This is a genomic window from Longimicrobium sp., from assembly GCF_036399255.1.
In the GTDB taxonomy this organism is placed as follows: Bacteria; Gemmatimonadota; Gemmatimonadetes; order Longimicrobiales; family Longimicrobiaceae; genus Longimicrobium.
On the sequence record NZ_DASWNM010000008.1, the window covers coordinates 1 to 21,146 of the forward strand.

Consider the following 21,146-nt stretch of genomic DNA (forward strand, 5'->3'; position numbering starts at 1 on the left):
CTCCCCCGGCCCCTCCCCGTTCGTTCCTCACGGAGAGGGGAGAATTCGATCCCGCTCCGAAGCCCGTGGATCGCGTCACCCTCCCCCGCGGAGTTTGCGGGGGAGGGCCGGGGAGAGGGCGCCCACCATCTCGCGTCGACCTCAGCCGAACGGCCCGAATCCCTGCCCTACCCTCCAACCTCCCCCAGCAGTTTTGGGGGAGGTGGGCGAGTAATGCGAGCCCGGAGGGGGCGCCGGCGGACGCAGTGCGATCCCCGTCGAACCGCCCGAATCCCTGCCCCACCCCAACCTCCCCCAGCAGTTTTGGGGGTGGTGGGCGAGTAATGCGAGCCCGGAGGGGGCGCAGGCGGACGCCAGCGCGATGCCTGTCGAACCGATCGGATCCTGCCCTGTCCTGCCTGCCCGAAAAGCTTGCCCTCCCCCGAACCCGGAGGAGGGCAATCCCGCGTCGGTACACCGCTCCGCCCCGCGGGTGCGCGAGCGGAGCGTCCCGCGCGTCGCCGCTACTTCTTCGGCGGCTTCTTCGCGCCGGCCGTCTTCGACGCGGTGCGGGCCGTCTTCTTCGCCGCGGCGGTACGGGCGGAGGCGGCGGTCTTCGACTTGGTGCCGGCGCGCGCGGGCTTCTTCTCCCCCGTGTCCGCCGCCTTTGCGCTCTTTGTGCCCGACCGGGCCGGCGCGCGCGACGTCTTCGCCGCGGAGCGGCCGCCGCGGCCCTTCTTGGCGGGCGGGCCGGCCGCCTCGCGCTCGGCGAGCAGGGTGACGGCCTGCTCCAGCGTCACCTCGTCCGGGCCCGTGCCCTTGGGGATGGAGGCGTTCACCGCGCCGTGCTTTACGTACGGCCCGTAGCGCCCCTCGTACAGGTTCACCGGCTCCCCGTCCTTGGGGTGCGCGCCAATCGTGCGCAGCGGCTCGATCGCCGCGCGCTGGCCGCGTCCCGCCTTGGGCTGCGAGATCAACTCCATCGCGCGGGCCAGATCCACCGTGTACACGTCGTCGCTCTTGGCCAGCGAGCGGAAGTCGCCGTCGTGCACCACGTAGGGCCCGAAGCGTCCCGCGTTCGCCTGGATCTCCTTCCCCGTCTCCGGGTGCGTGCCCAGGGTGCGGGGAAGCGAGAGCAGCTGCAGCGCGAAGTCCAGCTTGAGGTCCGCCGGGTTCATCCCCTTGGGGAGCGAGGCGCGCTTGGGCTTCGACTTCGACCCCTCCTCCGCCTCGCCCAGCTGCACGTAGGGGCCAAAGCGCCCCTGCAGCACCAGGATCGGCTTGCCGGTCGCGGGATCCTCGCCCAGCACGTCCGGGCCCTCGGCCTTGGCGCGCACCAGCTGCGACACCTGCTCCGCCGTCAGGTCCGCCGGCGCGATCCCCTCCGGCAGCGAGGCGGTAAAGGTTTCGCCGTCCGACTCCATCTCGGCGAACGGGCCAAAGCGCCCGATCCGCACCCGCGCCCCCAGGTCCTCCAGCATGACGGTGCTGGCCTCGCGCGGGTCGATGGACTCCTGCCCGCGCTTCACCGTCTCGTCCAGCCCGTCGGCGCCCAGGAAAAAGTTGCGCAGGTAGGGGAGCCACTGGGCGTCGCCCTCGGCGATCTCGTCCAGTTCCTCCTCCATCCGCGCCGTGAACTTCGTGTCCACCAGCGAGGGAAAGTTGCGCTCCAGCAGCCCCGTCACCGCGAACGCGGTGAAGGTGGGCACCAGCTGGTTGCTCACCCGCTCCACGTAGCCGCGGTCGATCACCGTGCCGATGATGCTGGCGTAGGTGCTGGGCCGGCCGATCCCCTCCTGCTCCAGCATCTTCACCAGCGTCGCCTCGGTGTAGCGCGCGGGCGGCTGGGTGGAGTGGCTCAGCGCCTCCAGCGCGCGCAGCGCCAGGTCGTCGCCCGGCTTCAGCGGCGGCAGCGGCTCTTCGCGGTCTTCCAGCGCCGCGTCGGGATCGTCCTGCCCCTCGACGTAGGCGCGAAAGAAGCCGGGAAAGTCGATGCGCTTTCCCGACGCGCGGAAGGTGGCCCCGTCCGCCTGGATGGTCGCCGTCAGGTACGTCAGCCGCGCCTCGGCCATCTGGCTGGCGACGGTGCGCTTCCAGATCAGGTCGTACAGCGCGCCCTCCACCCCGGTCAGCCGCAGCTCCTCCACGGTGCGCATCTCCGTGCCGGCGGGGCGGATGGCCTCGTGGGCCTCCTGCGCGCCCTTGGACTTGGTGGTGAACTGGCGCGGCTGCGGGCTCAGGTAGTTGTCGCCGTACAGCGAGCGGATGCGGCTGCGCGACGCCTTGATGGCCTGCTCCGAAAGGTGGACGCTGTCCGTACGCATGTACGTGATCAGGCCCTCCTCGTACAGCCGCTGGGCAATGCGCATGGTGTCGCGCGCGCTCAGCCGCAGCTTGCGGTTGGCCTCCTGCTGCAGCGTCGAGGTGGTGAACGGGGGATACGGACGGCGCACCGTGGGCTTTTCGTCCGTCTCCGCCACCTTCCACGCGGACTGCTTCAGGCGCTCCTGCAGCGCCCGGGCCTGCTCGCCGTCCAGAAGGACCACGTCCGCCGTCTTCAGCCGCCCCGTGTTCTCGTCGAAGTCGCGCCCCGTCGCCACGCGCTTGCCGTTCACCGCCGTCAGCGTGGCGCCAAACGGGGTGATGCCGCGCAGCAGCGTGGCCTTGAGGTCCCAGTAGGTGGCGGAGCGGAACGCCCGCCGCTCGCGCTCGCGCTGGACCAGAAGACGGACCGCCACCGACTGCACCCGGCCGGCGGAAAGGCCGGTGGAGATCTTCTTCCACAGCAGCGGGCTCACCGTGTAGCCCACCAGGCGGTCCAGGATGCGCCGCGTCTCCTGCGCGCGCACCAGGTCCTCGTCGATCTGGCGCGGGCTGGCCAGCGCGGCGCGGATGGCCTCGGGGGTGATCTCGTGGAAGACGATGCGCGAGATGGGCACCTTGGGATTCAGCACCTGCACCAGGTGCCAGCCAATGCTTTCCCCCTCGCGGTCTTCGTCGGTCGCGACGATGAGCTCGTCCGCGTCCTTGAGCAGCGCCTTGAGCTCGGAGACGATCTTGGCCTTCTTGCCGGGGACGATGTACAGCGGCTCGAAGTCGGCCTCGACGTTCACCCCCAGCCGGGCCCACTCCTGGCCCTTGTACCTGGCGGGGATGTCGGTCGCGGACTCGGGAAGGTCGCGCACGTGGCCCATGGAGGCCGCCACGCGGTACCCCGCCGGCAGAAAGCCGCGGATCGTCTTGGCCTTCGTGGGCGACTCCACCACCACCAGCCGCGTTGGGTTCTTGCCGGCCATCGTTTTCGGGATAGGGATTTGCCGCATGGTGCCGGGCGGGTTACGCCCGGCCGCGGATCACGTCGTTGATCTGGTCCGCCAGCGCGTCCACGGAGCGCCCGTCGGTGAGCACCTCGACGTCGGCGCGGGCGTAGAAGCGTTCGCGCTCGCCCAGCAGCCTTCGGATTGCCGCCAGGGGGTCGGTACCCGCGAGCAAGGGGCGTTCCCCCGGCGCCGCCGCCGACCGCCGCACCGCCTCTTCGGGCGATACCCGCAGCCACACGCACAGCGTGCCGGGGCCCAGCGCGTCCAGCAGCGCCGGGTTGGTCACCCACCCACCGCCGGGGGACAGGACGACGCCGGTCCGCCGCGCGATGCGCGCCGTGGCCTCCGCCTCCATCCGCCGGAACGCCGCCTCGCCGTCGGTGGCGAAGATCTCGCGGACGGTGCGGCCGGCCTCGCGCTCGATCTCGCGGTCCAGGTCCAGGTGCGTCCACCCCAGCCGCCGCGCCAGCGCCGCCCCCACCGCCGACTTCCCCGAGCACATCATCCCCACCAGCACCACGCGCTGCACCGCCGCTTCACTCATTGTACGCGCGATTGGTCGTCCGGGGGAAGGCGCTGCATGGAAACCGGGATTCGCCCCGGCGGGTGCAACCGGCAAGGCACCGTGATTCTGGAAGCATCGAACTGCGCCCGCGTGGGGCCCCCTCTCCCGGCCTCTTCCCTAATCTCGAGGGAGAGGTGACGCGCTTCGAAGGGCATCACACCGTGTCGGCCAAGGGCCCCTCCCCCGGCCCCTCCCCGTTCGTTCCTCACGGAGAGGGGAGAATTCGGTCCCGCTCCGACAGGATGGAGACCAGTAGCCGCCTCCTGACCCGCGACGTGGCAGGGACTCACCCTACCCCACCGCTTCCAGTCCGCGAAGGCGGCCTTCGTGTAGTTGTTGCAGCGAATTCATTCGCCCTCGGCGGGGGAGAGGCCCCCCCTCAGCCGGCGAAGGCGCCGCGGGCGAGGATGTGGGCGCAGTACGCGTCGAAGCTCCGCCGCAACTCCGTCATCGAGTCCCCGCCGAACTTCTCCAGCACCGCGCCGGCAAGCACGATCGCCATCATCGCCTCGGCCACCACACCGGCCGCGGGGACGGCGCACACGTCCGAGCGCTCGCGCACCGCCTCGGCCGCCTCGCCCGTACGCAGGTCCACCGTGCCCAGCGGCGTCATCAGCGTGGAGATGGGCTTCATCGCCGCGCGCGCCACCAGCGGCTGCCCCGTGGTGATGCCGCCCTCCAGCCCGCCCGCGTGGTTTCCCACCCGCCCGAACCCCCCGCCCCGCGGCACCGCCGGGTCCAGGGTGATGGCGTCGTGCACGCGCGAGCCCGGCCGCAGGGCCGCCTCGAAGCCCAGGCCGACCTCCACCCCCTTGATGGCCTGGATGGACATCAGCGCCTGCGCCAGCCGCCCGTCCAGCTTGCGGTCCCACGACACGTGCGATCCCAGCCCGGCCGGCACCCCGTGCGCCACCACCTCCACCACCCCGCCCAGCGTGTCGCCGTCGCGTTTGGCCGCGTCGATGGCGTCGATCATCCGCCCCTCCGCCTCCGGGTCCAGGCACCGCACCGGGCTGGGATCGGAGGCCGCGTTCAGCTCGGCCGGCAGCTCCGCCGGCAGGTTGGCCACGATCCCGCCGATGGAGACCACGTGGCTCCCCACCGTGATCCCCAGCTCCGCCAGCAGCCGCTTCGCCAGGGCGCCGGCGGCCACGCGCATGGTGGTTTCGCGGGCGCTGGCGCGCTCCAGGATGTCGCGGGCGTCGGTGCGGTCGTACTTCAGCGCGCCCACCAGGTCCGCGTGCCCCGGCCGGGGAAAGAAGACGCGCCGCATGGCCTCGTCGTCGCCGGCGGAGTCCACGGGCGAGGGCGACATGGGCTCCGTCCAGTTGGCCCAGTCGCGGTTGCGCACCAGCAGCGTGACCGGCGAGCCCAGCGTTTCGCCGTGGCGCACGCCCGACAGGATCTCGGCCCGGTCGCTCTCGATGCGCATGCGGCCGCCGCGCCCGTAGCCGCCCTGTCGGCGGCGGAGCTCGCGGTCGATCTCGTCGGCAAGGATCGGCAGTTCGGCGGGGAGCCCTTCCACGACCGCCGCCAGGGCGGGGCCGTGCGACTCGCCCGCCGTGGTAAAGCGGAAGGTCGGCATGATGCGGGGAAGATAGTGCGAGAGTGCGAAAGTGCGAAAGTGCGGGAGGAAGTGCGATACGGAGGATTCCATGGCGGGACGCTGGATCTGGTCTGCGTCCGCCGGCGCCCCCCTCCCTGGCCCTCCCGCCAAGCTGCGCGGAGCATGGCAGGTGTTTCCTTGATTTTTATACCCTCGGCGAGCCGACGAATACCGGATCCGGGAAAACAACACCTTCATGGGTACGGAGGAACAGAGGCAGACAGAGGAACCAGGATGATCACTCGGCCCGCTTTCTCTGTCTGACTCTGTTCCTCTGTACGATCATTCTCTTTCAGGATCTGGTACGAGCGAGCGGGTGAGGGCTCCCGCCGGCGCAGTTCGATCGCTGTCCCCGATCCTCGATCCATCCCCGCGCAAACGCACCGAGGGCCCGGCGTCGCCGCCGGGCCCTCGGTTATGGTCACGCGGCCGCGGGGACGCGGCTACATGTCCGCGTCGGTGATGGCCACCGACAGGATGCCCCCGCTGGTGATGGCGTACAGCCGCAGCCGCACGCTGGCCGGGTCGCCCGGCGCCCGCGGCGCCACCGCCATGGCCCCGATCACCGGGTCGCGCAGGTAGATGCGCCGGGCGGGGTTCCCCGAGAAGTTGAAGGTGTCGATGATGTCGATGTACGGCGCCCCGCTCTCGTCCAGCCCCGACACGAACGCGCGACGGTTGGCCGGAGCTCCCGGGTAGCCGCGGTTCTCGGGGTGCATGGCGATGCCGCCCGCCGGCGAGCCGCTGGGCGCCCGCCCCTGCAGGCGCAGGTCGCGGGTAAAGAAGTACACCCCCGTGCCCCGGGCCGCGCCCAGCGAGCCGTCGTAGTTCAGCCCCAGCCCGATCACCCGCTCGTCCGCGTTGTTGATCAGGTCGTAGATGTTCCCCGAGAGCGCCAGCGAGTCGCCCGCCACCGTGAACACCGGCACGCGGGCCCGCTCGCGCACGCCCTCGCCCACCGCCACCGTGGTGCGGTCGCCGCTCACCGCCACGAAGGTGGTGTCGGACAGCCCCACCTCCTGGATGTTGGTGAACACGTCCACCCGCGTGTCGTAGCGCACGCCGTTCACCGGCGGCAGCGCCCGCATGCTGTCGACCATGGCGGCCACGAACTCCGTGTTCCCCCGGAAGCAGGGCGGGTCCACGGTGTCGCCGGCGCGGCGCCGCACGCACACTTCCAGCTGCTTGGGATTGCCGATCACCAGCGCCGCCGAGCGCGCGTTCACCACGATGGCCTCGGTGCCGATCACCCCGCGCCGCACGTACCCCGTGAAGATCTCCACGTTGTTCTTGCGCGGGTCGAAGATGCGCACCGTGCCGTCCGGCGCCGCGCCCGTGGGCTTGGTGCTGTACACCAGCTGCCCCAGCGACGTCTGCGCGATGAACTGCGGACGGTCGCTGTAGTCGTACACCTCGACCCGCCCCGGCGTCAGCGTCTCGTCGAAGACCACGCGGTACAGCTGCTCGTTGGGCGTAAAGATGCGCGCGTCCTCGGCCTCGGTCAGCGTCCCCGGCGTAAGCGGGATGGCCGAGATGTTGGTGCCGCCGCTGTTGGCCACGAACAGGGTGTCGCCCGTGCGCCCCAGCGCCAGCCCCCACGGCTCCGAGCCCACCCGCACCGGCGTTCCGTACGCCGTGGCGCCGATGGGGAACACCTCCACCCGGTTGCGCGACAGGTTGGACAGGTACACCCGCTGGCTGTCGGCCACCAGGTCGGCGATCACGTCGCCCGGGTTGGGACGGCGCATGGTCAGCCCGCGCGCCACGAACAGCTGCACCAGCCGCCCCGCCCCCGTGGTCACCCGCGCGCCCCCCGGCCCCGTGGCGCAGGGAAGCTGCTGCGGGGTGGCCATGGTGGTGGCGGCGCCGCAGTTGCCGCGCAGGTCGCGCGACCAGGCGGTCACCTCCAGGTCCACGTTCGTCCCCTGCAGCGGGTCCAGCCCCAGCTCGGCCAGCGCAAAGCGGAAGACCGCCCCGCCCGTCGTGGCCCCCGCGCCCCGGTACACCCGGAGGGTGTCGGCCGGGCTCGTGCCGCGGCGCACGGCGAACACCGTCACGCCCACCGAGTCGATCCCGCTCTCGTCCGCGCCCGACACCTGCACCTCGAACGAGTCCGCCTGCTCCAGCCGCGACGGGATCGGCGCCAGGAAGGTGGTGCGCGGCAGCGTGACGTCGGCCTCGGCCGCCGCCACCGACAGCACCAGCGGCACCGACGCCCCCTGCTGGTTGCTGGCCGAGGTGGCCGTCGCCGTCACCGTCAGCGAGCCCAGCGCCGCCTGGGGCAGCGAGATCACCAGCAGCGAGTCGAGCTGGGCCCGCGCCGGGGTAAAGGTGAGCACCCGCTCGAAGGTGGCCGCCCCCGTTCCCCGCACCACCACCGAGGTCAGCAGGTCGCGCGGCTCGCTGGCGCTTACCCGCAGCGTGATCTGCGAGCCGCCGCGGGGCTCGCCCGACGACGCCAGCTGCAGGCTCACCCGCGGGCCGCCCAGGTTTACCCGGAAGGTGTCGGCGGCCGCGTTCCCCGCCGTGTCGCGGGCCGTCACCACCACGAACACCCCCGTCTCGGGAACGGTGTCGGAGGTGGCGTACAGGAAGCGGTCCACCGTGGTGTCGCGCACCGCGCGGCCCAGGCTGTCCAGCCGCACCGTCTTGCTGTCGAAGCGGGTCACCTTTACCGCCGTGCCCAGCGACTCGCTGCCGCGGACGGAGAACCCCTCCACCGTCACCGAGGCCAGCGCCGTGTTGTCGGTGACCCGCGCCCGCACGAACAGCGAGTCGCCCACGGCCAGGTTGTCCGTCGCCGTGTCGGGCAGGACCAGGACCGCCGTGGGACGCGTGCTGTCGGCCGCCGCGGGGCCGCCGGGACCGGGGCCCGGCCCGGGTCCCGGCTGAAAGGGGTTGCCGGTGTTGTCGCAGGCCGCGAACAGCGCGGCGGCCGAAAGGGCCGCCGCCAGGGCGGCCCGGGTCCGGAGCAGTCTCATGGGGTACCTCTAAAAGCGGATCCGGCGGGCCCTCAGCGGGCCTGCTGCCGTACGATGTGGGGGGTCACCAGGATGAGGAGGTCCTGCTTGCTTTCCTCGCGGCGCGACACCCGGAACAGCCCGCCCAGCAGCGGCAGGTCCATCAGGAAGGGAATGCCGCTGCGGGTTTCTTCCACCGTCGTCACCGTCAGCCCGCCGATCACCACCGTCTCGCCGTCCTGCGCCAGGACCTCGGTCTCGGCCTGCTGGCGCGTCACGTTGAGCAGGTTGTTCTCGGTGGTGCGGGGGTTGGAGTTCTCGGCCCGCAGCGCCAGGCGCACGCGGCCGTCCGAGGTGATGTGCGGCGTCACCTCCAGCTCGATGCCGGCGTCCACCTGCACCGGCTGCAGCGTCACCGCCCCGCCCACGCCGCCCGTCGCCGACGCGGTGAGGAAGGTGATCTCCTCGCCCACGAAGATGCGCGAGGTGGTGTTGTCGAGCATGGTGATCTGCGGCATCGCCTGCACGTCGGCGATGGTGGTGCTCTGCAGCGCGCTGATCAGCGCGATCAGCGAAAAGCGGTTGGCCAGCAGCAGGCTCACCGCCACGTCCAGCGTGGCGTCCTCGATCTCGGTGTCCGCGTTCCCCACCGCGCCGATGCTGGGTCCGCCCAGCAGGAAGCGGTTGTCGGGGGTGCTTTCGCCCGTGGGCTGCCCCGTGTCGGGGTCGTACAGGGGGCTCTCCACCAGCCCGCCGAACGAGTTGCCCTGGAAGTCCTTCAGGTCGTAGCGGATCCCCAGCGCCTCCAGCTGCGTGCGGTCCACGAAGATGATCTTGGCCTCGATGGCCACCTGCGGCACCGGCACGTCCAGCGTCTGGATGAGCGACTGGATGTCGGCCACCACCCGCTCCACCTCGGTGACGATGAGCGTGTTGGTGCTGGTGTCGGCCACGATGTTGCCGCGCTCGCTCACCATCGACTCGAAGGTGCGCGCCAGGTCGCCCGCGGGAACGTAGTTGATGCGGAACGGCTGCGTGACCAGCGGCTCGGCCGCGGCCCGCGCCGCCAGGCGCTCGATCTGGTCCACCCGGATGATGCCGCCCGGCAGCTCCTCCGCCGCCAGGCCGTACGCCTGCAGCAGGGTGCGCAGCGCCACGTCCCACGGCTGGTTGGTGAAGCGCACCCCGTCCACCACCAGCCCCGACACGTCCATCCCGGCGATGATGGAGCGGCCGGAGAACTCGGCGAAGGTGGCCAGCACGTCGCGCATCTCGGAGTTCTCGAAGCTCACCGTGATGCGGCGCGCCTGCGTCTGCTGCACCGCCGGCCGCGAGGGCGTGGGCGGCGCGCTGGACGCCTGCCGCGCCGGACGCGCCGAGCCCGCGCCCGCGCCGCCGCTGCTCCACGGCGCAAAGGCCACCGCGCCCGAGGCCAGCGAGATGCGCAGCCCGCCGCCCACCCGCTCCACCTGGTAGGTGGTCTCGCGCTCCAGGTCCAGCACCACCCGCACCACGTCGGGGGTGTGCTGGCTGGTGCGCACGCCGCGCACGCCGCCGCGGTCCAGCCCGGTAAAGGTGCGGGCCGGCAGGTCCAGGGTGGCGTTCTCGATGTCGACCACCACCCGCGCGGGTCCCGACAGCGCGAAGTCGGTCCAGCGCACCTCGCCGCCGGCGATCTCCACCGTCAGCTCCGTGCGCCCCTCGCGGCCCTCCAGCCGCAGGGCCGCCACGCTCCCCTCCAGGGCCGCCGGCGCGGGCGCCGCGGCGGCCAGCACGGGAAGCAGCAGCGCGAGCACCGCGTTGCGCAACGTCATCGAAAGCCTCATGGCTCGGGGTTCAGGGGTCGTCACGGGCGTCCTCCGGCCGGGGTGGCGGGGGCCGGCTGCGGGGCGGCGGGCGCGGGGGGCGCGCCCTGCCCGGCGGGCCGGGGCGCGCGCTGCAGCTCCAGCGAGTACACGCGGCTCACCCCCATCTCGTCCTCGCGCACGTCCACCCGGCGCTGGTGGATGGCGACCACCGTCACCGAGCCCAGCCGCTGCCCCACCCGCAGCCGCACGCGCTGGGCGCTGTCGGGGAGGGTAAAGGTGGCCACCGAGCCCCGCGGGTCGCCGCTGTAGACGATGGAGACCAGCCGCAGGTCCTGCACGCGCACCCCCATCTCCTCGCTTCCCAGCAGGGGCTGAAAGGGGTCGGGGCGCCCTCCCGCGGGGTAGCGGAACACCTCGCGCCGGTACACCTCCGTCTCGGGAAGCGCGGGGTCGGCGGGGGCGCCCGCCACGGCCGGCCGCGCCGCCGCCTGCGCGGCGGCGGGGGCCGGCGCGCAGAGCGCCGCCGCCAGCGCCAGGACCGCCAGTGCCGGCAAGGTGCGCTCAGGCGCTCGCATCGTCGTTCACCGGGGTGCTGGGAATCACGTAGGTCTCCACGGAAAAGCGGGCCTCCAGCTCCACCGCGCCGCCGGGGCGGGCCGGCTGCTGCTGCGGGCGCCCGCCCGTGGCGGCGGCGCGGGGCGCCACCGTCACGTTGGTGGGCGTCACGATGCGCGGCAGCGAGGCCACCCGCGTCAGGAACTCGGCGATCTGGTGGTAGCCGCCCACCACCGCCATGTCGTAGACGCGGCGGGTGTAGTACGCCTCCTCGGTCGCGCCCACGGGCTGGATCAGGGTGAGCTCCACCCCCGCCCGCTGCGCCTCGGCCGAGATGGCGTCCAGCAGGTTGGGAAGCTCCTCGTCGCTGGGGATCAGCCCCTCGGCCAGCTCCAGCTGCTGCCGGTACAGCGCCAGCTGCTGGTCCATCTCGGACGAGCCGGACCGGGTGATGGCGCGGCTGCGCGTGTTCACCGTCTTCAGCGTCTCCAGCCGCGTCTCGAGGGCCGCGATCTGCTCGTTGCGCGGCGTGTAGATGCGGTCGTAGAAGCCGAACGCCAGCAGGGCCAGCATCAGGCCGCCGTACATCAGCTGCTTGCGCTGCTGCGGCTCCAGGGGGGGAAGCGCCATCGGGCTACCGTACGGTGAGAAGGGGGACGGTCTCTACGAAGGCCGAGTCGGGCTCTTCCCACCGCGCCTCCAGGGTGAACTGGAAGAGGGTGCGCCCCTGCACGTCCTGCCGCTCGCTGGTCACCAGCGACACCTCGCGGATCATGGGCGAGGCCTCCAGGTTCTTCATGAAGCGCGTAAGCGCCTCGGGGGTGGCCGCGTGGCCCTCCAGGTTGAACACCGGCCCCGCGGGCACCGGCGGGGCGGCGGCGGCGGCCGCGCTGTCGGCCCGCTGCTTCGCCGTGTCGGCCGCGGCGGCGGCGGGGGCCGGGGCCGGCGTGGGCGCGGGGGGCGCGGTCTCGTCCTCCACCACCGCCAGCTTGGTCAGCCACATGAAGGGCGGCGTGGCGCGGCTCACCTCGTCCATCAGGTGCGGCCACACGTAGCGGCGCGTGTCCACCTGGCGAATGACCTCCATCTTGCGGTCGATGGTATCGCGCCGGGTGTCCAGCGTCTTCATCAGGGCGATGGTGCGCTCCAGCCGCACCGAGTCGGCGGCCTCGGTCTCCACCTGCGCCTGCAGCTGGCTGCGCGACTGCCCCGACGTCCAGAACCAGTACGCCCCCAGCAGCGCCAGCAGCACGGCCGCGCCGCCCATGCCGGCCACGCGCGGGTCCGCGCCCAGGGCGGGGAGCGACGGTCCGGCGCCGGCTCGCCGCGGGGCGGCCGGGCGGCGCTGGGTGCCGCTGGGAAGCAGGTTGATCTCGATCACGGTTGGGTAAGGCTCGGGTCCGGGGGGCGCGCGCTCAGGCGGCCTGGCGCAGCGCCAGCCCCACCGACAGCATCAGCATGGGCGCCAGCTCGTCGACGGCGAAGAAGGAGGTGACGCCCGGCCGCGCGCGCAGGCGCTGCAGCGGCGTGGCCACCTCGGTGCGGGCGCGCAGCCGCGCCGCCACCACGTCCACCAGGCCGGGGATGCGGGCCCCGCCGCCGCAGACGAACACGCGCCCCGGCGAGGTCACCCCGTCGCCCGCGCCCAGGAAGGCCACCGCGCGCTCCACTCCCACCGCCAGGTCCTCGGCCCCGCCGCGCAGCAGCTCCTCGAACTCGCGGGCGCGCTCCGAGCGGCCCTGCAGCACCGCGTCGGCCTCGTCCACCGTCAGGCCGTGCATGCGGCGCAGGTCCTCGCGCAGCCGCCGGCTGCCGAAGGGCACGTCGCGGGTCAGCACCAGCGCGCCGTCCTGCAGCACGTTCACGGTGCTGATCTCGTGGCCCACGTTCACCAGCGCGGCCACCCCCTCCATGGCTTCGGGGTAGTTGTACTCGAAGGCGTTGTGCAGGGCGAAGGAGTCGACGTCGATGACGCCCGGGGCCAGCCCCGCGTCACGCAGCAGCCCCACCTTCTGGTCCACCACGTCGCGCTTGGCCGCCACGAGAAGGACGTTCATCTGCAGCCCGTCGTCCAGCGGGTCCAGGATCTGGAAGTCCAGCTGCACGTTCTCCATGTCGAAGGGCACGTACTGCTCGGCCTCCCAGCGAATCACCTCGCGGGCGTCCGCCTCCTTCATGCGGTCCATCTGGATCTTCTTCACCATCACGTCGCGCCCGCCCACCGAGGCCACCAGCTTCTTGGGCTTGAGCCCCGACGAGTCCATGAGCGAGCGGACCGTCTCCACCACGATCTGCGGGTCCATGACCTCGCCTTCGACGATGGCGTCGGCGATCAGCGCCGTGTGCGACACGTGCACCAGCTCCGGCTCGGCGCCGGAATGGTCCACCACCGCCACCTTGATGAAGCCGCTGCCGATGTCGAGGCCCACCGTGGTCCTGTTGCGCCGCAGAATGGAAAGCATGGGCCTTGGCAAAGGGGTCCCGGAAATCTGCACCGCAAAGCGGGAGCAGCGCGGAAGCGGGTAAACGTGGATAGCGGGGGAGGATGGCGTCACGATAGTGCGGCATGGCGGCGCAGTCAAGTGTGCCGCCGCCATGCCGTCTTTGACTGCGTCAGCGAACCACTTCGTACCACGCGTAGGTGGTGCCCGAGAAGTAGGGCGCCTGCGGGCCGGCGGCGCGCCCGAACGCCGACTGCGCGGCGTCGATGGCGCACTTGTCGTACTGCACGGTGATGCTGCCGTTGGCAATGGCGCTCTGGTCCTGGATGATCTCGTTCTCGCCATCCATGGCCAGGCTCACCAGCGCGCCGTCGATCTGCGGGTTTCCGGCCAGCGAGAAGTTGCCCTCGACGATGATGATGCCGTTGAACTGGGCGCTGCCGCGCATGCGCATGTTGCCGTTCACGATGATGACCACGCCCGTGCCGCCCGAGATCTCGATGGTCTGGCGGTTGGCGTCGACCACCGCCACCTCCTCGCCCGGGTCCAGGTCGCCGTCCCACACGCGGTTGGGGTCGTTGCTGGCCGAGTGCCAGCGGGGCCCCCACTTCTTGTTGAGCGGGATGGGGGCCACGATCTCTTCCAGGGAGCGCCCCTTGAGCACGTTGTCCGCCAGCTGCTCGCGGGTCAGCGGCGACTTGTCGATGGCAGCGCGCCCCTGCGTGTTCGCGCCGGCGTCGTTGACGCCGGTGAAGTTGTTCATGTGGTTTTCGTTGTTGGCCGTGATGTTGGAGTCCACGGCCGAGCGCACCGCGTCCACGCCCGCCGCCACGCCGCACCCGTTGAAGCGGCCGTTGACGGTGAAGGCGTTGCCGTTCACGTCCAGGTTTCCGCCCAGGGTGATGGCCGAGGTGACGTTCATGGCCAGCGCGTCCGAAGGGGGCGCGTACTGCTGCACCATGGCCACCACCGCCCGCCCGGTGGCCTCCCCCCCCGCCGTCACCGGCTCGGCCGTCAGCGAGTAGGTGGAGGTGAACGAGCCCGCCGCCGTGGGCGTGGTCTGCCGCAGCCGGGCCACCGTCACCCGCACCCGCTGCCCGCTCTCGGCCAGCGTCACCGTCTGCGTTCCCGGCGTCAGCGCCACCCCCGCCACGGCCACCTGGCGCAGGTACTCGTTCAGCCCGCCCTCGGCGTTGTACAGGGCGCGGGCGCCGCTGGCCTGCGCGGTGCTGATGGCCGACTCGGCGCTGGAGGTGAGCAGGGCGGTGGTCACCAGCAGCGACACCGCCACCAGCCCCACCAGGGCCACCGGAAGGGCCACGCCGCGGCGGTCGCGCCACCGGCCGGGATTCTTTGTCATGGTCGCCACAGGGGGTTGAGGGGGGCTCAGTTGCGAAGGAGCACCGTCACGGTGCCCTCGTCGCGCTGCACGCGGCTGTTGACGGTCTGGGTGCTGTTGCTGGCCACCCGCACCTGCACCATGCGCACGCTGGCCAGCGCGGCGGCGTTGGTGCCCGGCGCGGCGATGGCGACGGGCGGGTTTCCCGCGGTGAAGTAGCTGAGCGTGAACCCGTTGGCCTCCAGCGGGCCCGCCAGGGGCTGCTGGTTGAACGTCCCGCCGCTCACCCCGCTGTTGCGCCGCAGCCACCAGCGGCCGCCCACCTGGGCGAAGTCGTACTGGGTGAGCGTGTAGGTGACCACGGTGGCCCCCTGCGCCCCCGTCAGCGGCTGGCTGGTGGCGATCTGCACCGCCTGCACGTTGCCCTGCGCCTGCATGGCGGCGCAGGCGCCCACGTTGGGGCCGCCCGCCAGCACCTGCACCTGCTGGATCTGGGCGCGGCCGGCGGGCGCCAGCGGGTTGGGCAGCCACACGGCGGGATCGGCGGGGGTGGCCGCCTGGTTGATCAGCACGCCGCTGGCCTCGGCCACGTTCCAGCTGTCCACGCCGCCGGTGATGGGGAAGAGCGCCGTCACGGTGCTCCCCGCCACTCCGCACACCACGCCCCAGGCGCGGGGCTGCATGAAGGTGAGCGAGCGATCCTGCGCATTCAGCAGCGCGCCCGGCATGGCGCCGCGCAGCTCGCTGCTGATGACCTCCAGGGCGCCGCGCACGTTCTGCTGCGCCTCTTCCTTGCCGCTCTGCACGGCCACCATGCGCGACTGGCCGCTCAGCATCTGGAAGACGACGGTCATCAGCAGTCCGCTGATGACCAGCGCCACCATCAGCTCCGCCAGGGTGAACCCGGCGCGGGGACTACGGGATAGCTTGTATGGCACGACCCACCACCGTGATCGGGTTCAGAGTGAACTTCTGGTGGGGCGGCGGGGTCACCGTCACCTGCACCGTGTAGACCCAGTGCCGGGTGCCCGCGGCCTGGCGCGTCACCACGGTCTGCGTGCGCGTGCCCGCGGCGGTGACGTCGGCGTTGCCAGGGTTCACCCCCATCTCGATGCGCTGCAGCACCTGCTCCACCTGGGCGCTTCCCAGCGCCGTGAGCTCGGTCTGGCGGTCGGCGCGCGCCACCCTGCGCGCGCCGCCGATGGCCAGCGACTCCAGGGCCAGCAGCCCCACGGCCAGGATCACCATGGCCACCAGCACTTCCACCAGGGTAAAGCCCTCGCGCCCCCGGCCCGGCTCAGCAGTTGTTTTCACGATAGACTCTTCCTACCACGGAGATGCAGACCCGCTTGACCACCGCGCCCCGCTGGATCTTGAGCTCGGTGGTGCTGCCCGGCCGGATGGTGCCACGCGAGTCGAAGGCGATGCGGCCCGGGCCGTTGACCACGGCCACGGTGGTGCCCCGGTGCGTGGTGCCCAGGTCCACCGTGGTCAGCACGCGCCCCACGTTGCCCGCCGCGTCGTCGGCGGTGACGCGGTAGCGGGTGGTGTTGTCCAGGCGCAGCGACACGGTCTGGCCCCGCCGCACGGCCTGCGCGCGGGCAAAGGTCAGGTCCGACACCACCTGGTTGACGGCGCCCTTCTGGCCCACCGTCTGTACCCAGCGCATCATGCGCGGCCCGGCCATCGCGGCCATCAGGCCGATGATGACGACGACCACCATCATCTCCGCCAGCGTAAAGCCGCCGCGGCGCGACCGGGAGGGGAAGTTCGTGCAGATCATGCCCGGGACAGGACCAAGTTCCGTGCCGGGCCCTGACTCCTTTCAACGCAAGCATTTACGCCACCTTTTCGCATCTGGCCGCAGTCATTCCTTTCCAACCCGGAACTCTTTTCCGGTTTCTGCTACCGCCGCAGCGGGGTTGCAGATGCCGTTGCGGCGGCGCCGGAATCAAGCCCTTCCGCCGACGGATCGGCCCTCACACCGAGGGGGCGGAGACGCGGGAGCGGGATCGCGTCCCGGATCGTGCCGCTCCTCTGCCGCGCGGATCGACACGCCATCAATAGCGCCGCAGCATGCGGCCGACGACGGAGATGCGCAGGGTGTCGGCCGGGTAGGTGCCGTGGCGCACGGAGAGCGTGCGGTTGTTGAACGGGGCCAGCAGCCCGCGCGAGTTGAACGCCACCCGGGCGGACTGGTTGCTGGTCAGGCACACGCGCCCCGCGTCCAGGCGCAGGTCCACCCGCGCCGCCACGCTGTCCGGGCCCGCGACCACGATGCGGTAGCGGTGGCCCGACACGCCGTTGTCCGGGGCCGGGCAGTCGCCGGAGGGCTCCACCTGCAGCGCGGCGGTGCGTCCGGTGCGCACGGCCAGGTGGCGGGTGTACGCCAGGTCCGCCACCACGCGGTTCAGGGCGCCGCGCGTGCGGATGTGCGCCAGCAGCGCCTGCATCCGCGGCAGCCCCAGCGCCGCCATCACCCCGAGGACCGCCACCACCGCCATCAGCTCCACCAGGGTGTACCCGCCTCTTCCGTCCCGCATCGTCCCCTCCCTTCCCCCGTCCTCGATCTGGCCGGAGCCGGTGCGGCCCCGGAGTGGACGCAAGCACGATTGCGCGGCGGGGAGCCAAAGGTCAAACCGCGACCCGCCAGCACGCGAACGAGTTTTTCGGGACACAGGCGAGCCGATCTTTTGGCTCGAATGCTGGGGAAAGTGCTCCTGGGAGAGAGGAGCCGGGCGCGTGTTCGCCCACGACTTCGTGTCGGACCTGGCGGATTGGGGCCGCTGGTCCGGAGTGGGGCGAAAGGACGGCAAACGGCATAAGGGTACAGAGGAACAGAGTCAGACAGAGCAAATCTCCCTCTGTCTGACTCTGTTCCTCTGTACCCTTAAATTTTTGTCACGCCGGGACGGAAGTGAGCCGGTGGAGGGACACGCCCAAACCAAGCCGTTCCAGTAATCGGCTTGCGGAGAAAACCCTAGTCGAGCCCGTAGTCCTGGATCTTGTACGACAGGGCGCGCACGGAAAGGTCCAGCAGCTCGGCGGCCTTGGTGCGGTTGCCCTTGCAGCGCTCCAGGGCGCGCACGATGAGCGTCTTTTCCAGCGCGGGAAGGCGGCGCTTGACGGAAAGGTCGCCGTCGGCGTCCGGCAGCTCGAACGGGTGGCGGCCTGTGCGCACGTGTGGCGGCAGATGATCGATACCGATGCGACCGCCGGAGAGCACCAGCGCGCGCTCGATCACGTTCTCCAGCTCGCGCACGTTGCCCGGCCACCCGTATTGGGCCAGCACCGGCACGAGCTCCCTCGGCAGCTCCGCGGATTCGATCCCCAGGCGCCGCGAATGCAGGCCCAGGAAGTGGTCCGCCAGCAGGGGAACGTCCTCCGGGCGGGTGCGCAGCGGGGGGACGTGGATCTGCACCACGTTGATGCGATAGAACAGGTCCTCGCGAAAGCGCCCCTCGCGCACCTCGTCCACCAGGTCGCGCGCGGTGGCGGCGAGCACGCGCACGTCCACCGCCCGCTCGCCGTTGCCACCCACCCGCCGGAACTTTCGCTCCTGCAGCACCCGCAGCAGCTTTACCTGCAGCGGCAGCGACAATTCGCCGATCTCGTCCAGGAAGAGCGTGCCCCCGTCCGCCTGCTCGAACAGCCCCTCCCGCATGCGGTCCGCGCCGGTGAACGCGCCCTTCTCGTGGCCAAAGAGCTCGCTTTCCAGCAGGTTCTCGGGGATGGCGCCGCAGTTTACGGCCACGAACGCCCGCTCGCGACGCGGCGAGGCGCGGTGCACCGCCCGGGCGACCGCCTCCTTGCCGCTTCCGCTTTCGCCCGTCAGCAGCACGGTGCTGGGAAACGGCGCCACCCGCGACGCCAGGTCCGTGACCTCGCGCATGGCGGCGGACACGCCGACCACGTCCTCGAAGCCGTCGACCTTTCCCACCTCGCGCCGCAGCAGCGCCACCTCGCGGCGAAGCTGCTCGCGCTCCTCGGCCTTGCGCAGGGTGAGGACCACCTCGTCGGCGTTGAAGGGCTTGCTGATGTAGTCGTAGGCGCCGCGGCGCATGGCCTCGACGGCCGCGTCCAGGGTGCCGTACGCGCTCATCATCACCACCAGCGCGGTGCCGCCGGCCTCCTGGTACCTTTCCAGGAACTCCAGCCCCCCCATCCGCGGCATGCGCACGTCGCACAGCACCAGCTCGGGCGGGTCCGCCAGCGCCGCGCGCAGCCCCGCCTCGCCGTCCTCGGCCACGGCGACCGTGTACCCCTCGTCGCGCAGGATGAGGAGCAGGGTGTGCCGAAGGCCGGCCTCGTCGTCGATGACCAGTACGCGCCGCTCGCTCACGCCTGCCGCCGGGTGGGAAGGGAAAGGGTGAAGACGGCGCCGCCGCCCGCCCCCGAAGACGCCTCGATGCGCCCGCCGAAGTCTGCCACGGTGCTCGCGACCACGGCAAGGCCCAGCCCCGTTCCCTCCCCCGGCTGGCGGGTGGTGAAGAAGGGGTCGAACACCTTGTCGATGTGCTCGGAGGGGATCCCCGGCCCCTCGTCGGCGACGATGGCCTTGACGACGTCGGTGCCGGGCTCGATGCGGTGCGGGTCGCGCACCGAGGTCACGCGCGGCCGCCGCAGGTGCTCGTAGGTGATGCCCGGGGGATCGTCCGCGCGGCGTGCGGGAATGCGCACGCCGGCCTGGTACGCCTCCTGGCGGGTGGAGACGGTGAGGACGCCCCGCCCGTCCATGGCCCGCCGGGCATTGTCGAGCAGGTTGATGAAGGCCTGCTCCAGCAGGTGCGGCGCGCCCTCCAGCGGCGGCAGCCCCGGGGCAAGGTCCAGCCGCAGGTCGACCTGCGCCAGCACCCCCTGCACCCGCAGCACCCCCACCGCCGCGTGGATCGCCGCGTTCACGTCCACCGCCTCGCGCTCGGCGGGGGCCGGGCGCGCGTAGTCCAGCAGCCCGCGGACGATGCGGTCGATGCGCCGGGCCTCGCCCTCCACCCCGCCCACCAGCTCGGGGTCGGCGCCGCGGCGGCGGAGGAGGGAGGCGTAGCCCAGCAGGGCGCCCAGCGGGTTTCCCACCTCGTGCGCCACCCCCGCCGCCAGCCGGCCGATGGAGGCCAGCTTCTCGGCCTCCACCAGCCCGCGCTGGGTGGCGACCAGGCGGCGGTTGGTCTCGTCCAGCGAGCGAACGTTCTCGGCCAGCTTTTCCTGGTTCTCCAGCAGCTGCTCGGTCATGCGGTTGAGCGCGTCGCTCAGCGCGGCCATCTCGCGGCTTTCGGCCGGGGGGGCGCGGCGGGCGTAGTCGCCGTCGGCCACGGCGGCGGCGGTGCGGACCGCGGCGTCCACGGGGCGCAGCACCAGGCGCTGGATGAGGTGGTTGGCCAGCAGCAGGTAGACGGCCACGTCCACGGCCAGCAGCGCGGCCAGCAGCCAGCCGGTGCCGGGGTTCACCAGCCGCACGACGGCCTGGGTGCTCACGCCCAGCAGGGCGGCGGCCAGGGCAAGAAAGGTGAGGTTGAACAGGAGCTCGGCGCGAAGCGAGCCCCGGCCGGGGCCGGGGCTCGCTCGGTCCGGCGTGCGCGGGGTCCTCACGCGGCCGGGGTGCGGCGACGGGGCCGCCGGAACGGTCAGACGGCGGCGGGCGGGCGCCGGCGCGCCTCGGCGGCGCGTTCGGCCGCCCCGCGGGGCTTGCCGTCCAGCGCCTGGCGGGCGAGCTGGTGCCACACGTGGTCGACCACGGCGCCCGTGGGCTCGCTCCACTCGATCACCCCTTCGGCGCGGGCCTGCTCCATGGCCCTGCGCAGCGCGTGCTTGCTGACCGGCTTCCTCATGTGCTTCTCCTGGCTCTGGTGCCGCTCGCGGTGCCCGCTCCCGGCGCGGGCCCGCCCGGCGGCGGGGCACTGTCCCCCACCCCGCCGCCCCTCCTTCCTACAGTAACACGGCGGGTGCGGCCACGCGAGGGCGGCGGGCGGCGGGCCGCGCGATCCAGAGGCAAACCACTGGGAAACAACGAGTTGCCGGGGGATGAAACGGCCGCGGCGGCGCCCCCTGGGGGAGCGCCGCCGCGGCAAGGACGGATGCGGGCGCGGACGCCCGGTCAGGTCAGTTGTAGGCGCGGCCGTGGGCGTCGATGCGGGTGGCGCAGCGGCGGCAGAACAGCAGCGGCGCGCACATCCGGCGGTCCCACTCCTTGCCGCGGCAGCGCGGGCACGAAGGCGTGGTCATCCGGCGGACGACGAGCGCGAGCACGAGGACGGCAGTCAGACCAAGGGCAAGGGCCATGTGCAGGGTCGTTTACGGTGTAGCGTCGTTCCGGGAGCATACCGGCACCCGGAAATGTATCGTGTTCCGCCACGGTCCGGAAGATACGTGCCCTCGACGTATCTGCGCCCGCACCAAGGAGATCCCGCGCAATAGCCTGATACGTATTGCTGTATCAGCCTCGCTTATTCACCACGGCGGAAGCATTGCTCTTTCAGCGGGATCTCAAGACGGCGCAAAGGATTGTGCTGGCTTCCCGGATGATTTATCGCAAGGGCCCCCTACCCCCAGCTTGACGCTGCGGCGCCGCACATCTCC

Annotated in this window: 18 protein-coding genes; all 18 read right to left on the minus strand. The window is 71.9% G+C overall.

The genetic code is table 11. The features are described from left to right. Positions 1–503: 503 nt before the first annotated feature. The 18 genes from topA to VGC13_RS00680 all read right to left on the minus strand — a co-directional run bounded on the left by topA (position 504) and on the right by VGC13_RS00680 (position 20,849). Positions 504–3,275, minus strand: a complete 2,772-nt coding sequence (topA, locus tag VGC13_RS00595; RefSeq protein WP_331123243.1) for a type I DNA topoisomerase — start codon at positions 3,273–3,275, stop codon at positions 504–506. 40 nt (positions 3,276–3,315) lie between these two features. Then, positions 3,316–3,843, minus strand: a complete 528-nt coding sequence (locus tag VGC13_RS00600; RefSeq protein ID WP_331123244.1) for a shikimate kinase — start codon at positions 3,841–3,843, stop codon at positions 3,316–3,318. Between the two features lie 400 nt (positions 3,844–4,243). Continuing rightward, on the minus strand, positions 4,244–5,449 hold the full coding sequence (gene aroC, locus VGC13_RS00605; protein WP_331123245.1) for a chorismate synthase: 1,206 nt from the start codon (positions 5,447–5,449) through the stop codon (positions 4,244–4,246). Between the two features lie 464 nt (positions 5,450–5,913). After that, positions 5,914–8,451, minus strand: coding sequence for a hypothetical protein (locus VGC13_RS00610; RefSeq protein ID WP_331123246.1), 2,538 nt, complete (start codon positions 8,449–8,451; stop codon positions 5,914–5,916). A 32-nt stretch (positions 8,452–8,483) separates the two neighbouring features. Beyond that, entirely contained in the window at positions 8,484–10,244 is a 1,761-nt protein-coding gene (locus VGC13_RS00615) for an AMIN domain-containing protein (RefSeq protein WP_331123247.1), read from the minus strand. Positions 10,245–10,276: 32 nt separating this feature from the next. Beyond that, a complete protein-coding gene (locus tag VGC13_RS00620) occupies positions 10,277–10,813 on the minus strand; it encodes a hypothetical protein (RefSeq protein WP_331123248.1) in 537 nt (178 codons plus the stop codon). Next, positions 10,800–11,423: a type 4a pilus biogenesis protein PilO gene (locus VGC13_RS00625; protein ID WP_331123249.1), complete on the minus strand. Its 624-nt coding sequence runs from the start codon at positions 11,421–11,423 to the stop codon at positions 10,800–10,802. Before VGC13_RS00625 ends, VGC13_RS00620 begins: the two co-directional genes overlap by 14 nt. Before the next feature lie 4 nt (positions 11,424–11,427). Beyond that, a complete protein-coding gene (locus VGC13_RS00630) occupies positions 11,428–12,174 on the minus strand; it encodes a PilN domain-containing protein (RefSeq protein WP_331123250.1) in 747 nt (248 codons plus the stop codon). 34 nt (positions 12,175–12,208) lie between these two features. Further along, positions 12,209–13,255, minus strand: a complete 1,047-nt coding sequence (pilM, locus tag VGC13_RS00635; RefSeq protein WP_331123251.1) for a type IV pilus assembly protein PilM — start codon at positions 13,253–13,255, stop codon at positions 12,209–12,211. Between the two features lie 151 nt (positions 13,256–13,406). Further along, positions 13,407–14,594, minus strand: a complete 1,188-nt coding sequence (locus VGC13_RS00640) for a pilus assembly PilX N-terminal domain-containing protein (protein ID WP_331123252.1) — start codon at positions 14,592–14,594, stop codon at positions 13,407–13,409. Positions 14,595–14,620: 26 nt separating this feature from the next. After that, complete coding sequence (locus VGC13_RS00645; RefSeq protein WP_331123253.1) at positions 14,621–15,511, minus strand: PilW family protein; 891 nt, start codon at positions 15,509–15,511, stop codon at positions 14,621–14,623. Continuing rightward, positions 15,489–15,887 carry a type IV pilus modification PilV family protein gene (locus VGC13_RS00650; RefSeq protein WP_331123254.1) on the minus strand — a complete coding sequence of 133 codons (399 nt, stop codon included), beginning with the start codon at positions 15,885–15,887 and terminating at the stop codon, positions 15,489–15,491. Before VGC13_RS00650 ends, VGC13_RS00645 begins: the two co-directional genes overlap by 23 nt. Then, positions 15,871–16,356: a GspH/FimT family pseudopilin gene (locus VGC13_RS00655; RefSeq protein WP_331123255.1), complete on the minus strand. Its 486-nt coding sequence runs from the start codon at positions 16,354–16,356 to the stop codon at positions 15,871–15,873. Before VGC13_RS00655 ends, VGC13_RS00650 begins: the two co-directional genes overlap by 17 nt. A 277-nt stretch (positions 16,357–16,633) precedes the next feature. Beyond that, entirely contained in the window at positions 16,634–17,116 is a 483-nt protein-coding gene (locus VGC13_RS00660; protein WP_331123256.1) for a pilus assembly FimT family protein, read from the minus strand. A gap of 437 nt (positions 17,117–17,553) precedes the next feature. Further along, entirely contained in the window at positions 17,554–18,915 is a 1,362-nt protein-coding gene (locus VGC13_RS00665) for a sigma-54 dependent transcriptional regulator (protein WP_331123257.1), read from the minus strand. Beyond that, positions 18,912–20,159 (minus strand): sensor histidine kinase, encoded by a 1,248-nt coding sequence (locus VGC13_RS00670; RefSeq protein WP_331123258.1) that lies wholly within the window; start codon positions 20,157–20,159, stop codon positions 18,912–18,914. Before VGC13_RS00670 ends, VGC13_RS00665 begins: the two co-directional genes overlap by 4 nt. Positions 20,160–20,194: 35 nt before the next feature. Further along, complete coding sequence (locus VGC13_RS00675) at positions 20,195–20,398, minus strand: hypothetical protein (RefSeq protein WP_331123259.1); 204 nt, start codon at positions 20,396–20,398, stop codon at positions 20,195–20,197. Positions 20,399–20,669: 271 nt separating this feature from the next. Then, the gene (locus VGC13_RS00680) at positions 20,670–20,849 is read right to left on the minus strand and encodes a hypothetical protein (RefSeq protein WP_331123260.1); all 180 of its coding nucleotides are present in this window, start codon (positions 20,847–20,849) and stop codon (positions 20,670–20,672) included. Between the last annotated feature and the right edge of the window lie 297 nt (positions 20,850–21,146).

What these genes read in the sequence shown, in the direction of transcription:
- VGC13_RS00615 (WP_331123247.1), bottom strand. Translation starts at nt 10,244, where the DNA reads ATGACGTTGCGCAACGCGGTGCTCGCGCTGCTGCTTCCCGTGCTGGCC.
- VGC13_RS00625 (WP_331123249.1), bottom strand. Translation starts at nt 11,423, where the DNA reads ATGGCGCTTCCCCCCCTGGAGCCGCAGCAGCGCAAGCAGCTGATGTAC.
- VGC13_RS00660 (WP_331123256.1), bottom strand. Translation starts at nt 17,116, where the DNA reads ATGCGGGACGGAAGAGGCGGGTACACCCTGGTGGAGCTGATGGCGGTG.
- VGC13_RS00640 (WP_331123252.1), bottom strand. Translation starts at nt 14,594, where the DNA reads ATGACAAAGAATCCCGGCCGGTGGCGCGACCGCCGCGGCGTGGCCCTT.
- VGC13_RS00600 (WP_331123244.1), bottom strand. Translation starts at nt 3,843, where the DNA reads ATGAGTGAAGCGGCGGTGCAGCGCGTGGTGCTGGTGGGGATGATGTGC.
- VGC13_RS00680 (WP_331123260.1), bottom strand. Translation starts at nt 20,849, where the DNA reads ATGGCCCTTGCCCTTGGTCTGACTGCCGTCCTCGTGCTCGCGCTCGTC.
- pilM (WP_331123251.1), bottom strand. Translation starts at nt 13,255, where the DNA reads ATGCTTTCCATTCTGCGGCGCAACAGGACCACGGTGGGCCTCGACATC.
- VGC13_RS00620 (WP_331123248.1), bottom strand. Translation starts at nt 10,813, where the DNA reads ATGCGAGCGCCTGAGCGCACCTTGCCGGCACTGGCGGTCCTGGCGCTG.
- VGC13_RS00655 (WP_331123255.1), bottom strand. Translation starts at nt 16,356, where the DNA reads ATGATCTGCACGAACTTCCCCTCCCGGTCGCGCCGCGGCGGCTTTACG.
- aroC (WP_331123245.1), bottom strand. Translation starts at nt 5,449, where the DNA reads ATGCCGACCTTCCGCTTTACCACGGCGGGCGAGTCGCACGGCCCCGCC.
- topA (WP_331123243.1), bottom strand. Translation starts at nt 3,275, where the DNA reads ATGGCCGGCAAGAACCCAACGCGGCTGGTGGTGGTGGAGTCGCCCACG.
- VGC13_RS00675 (WP_331123259.1), bottom strand. Translation starts at nt 20,398, where the DNA reads ATGAGGAAGCCGGTCAGCAAGCACGCGCTGCGCAGGGCCATGGAGCAG.
- VGC13_RS00610 (WP_331123246.1), bottom strand. Translation starts at nt 8,451, where the DNA reads ATGAGACTGCTCCGGACCCGGGCCGCCCTGGCGGCGGCCCTTTCGGCC.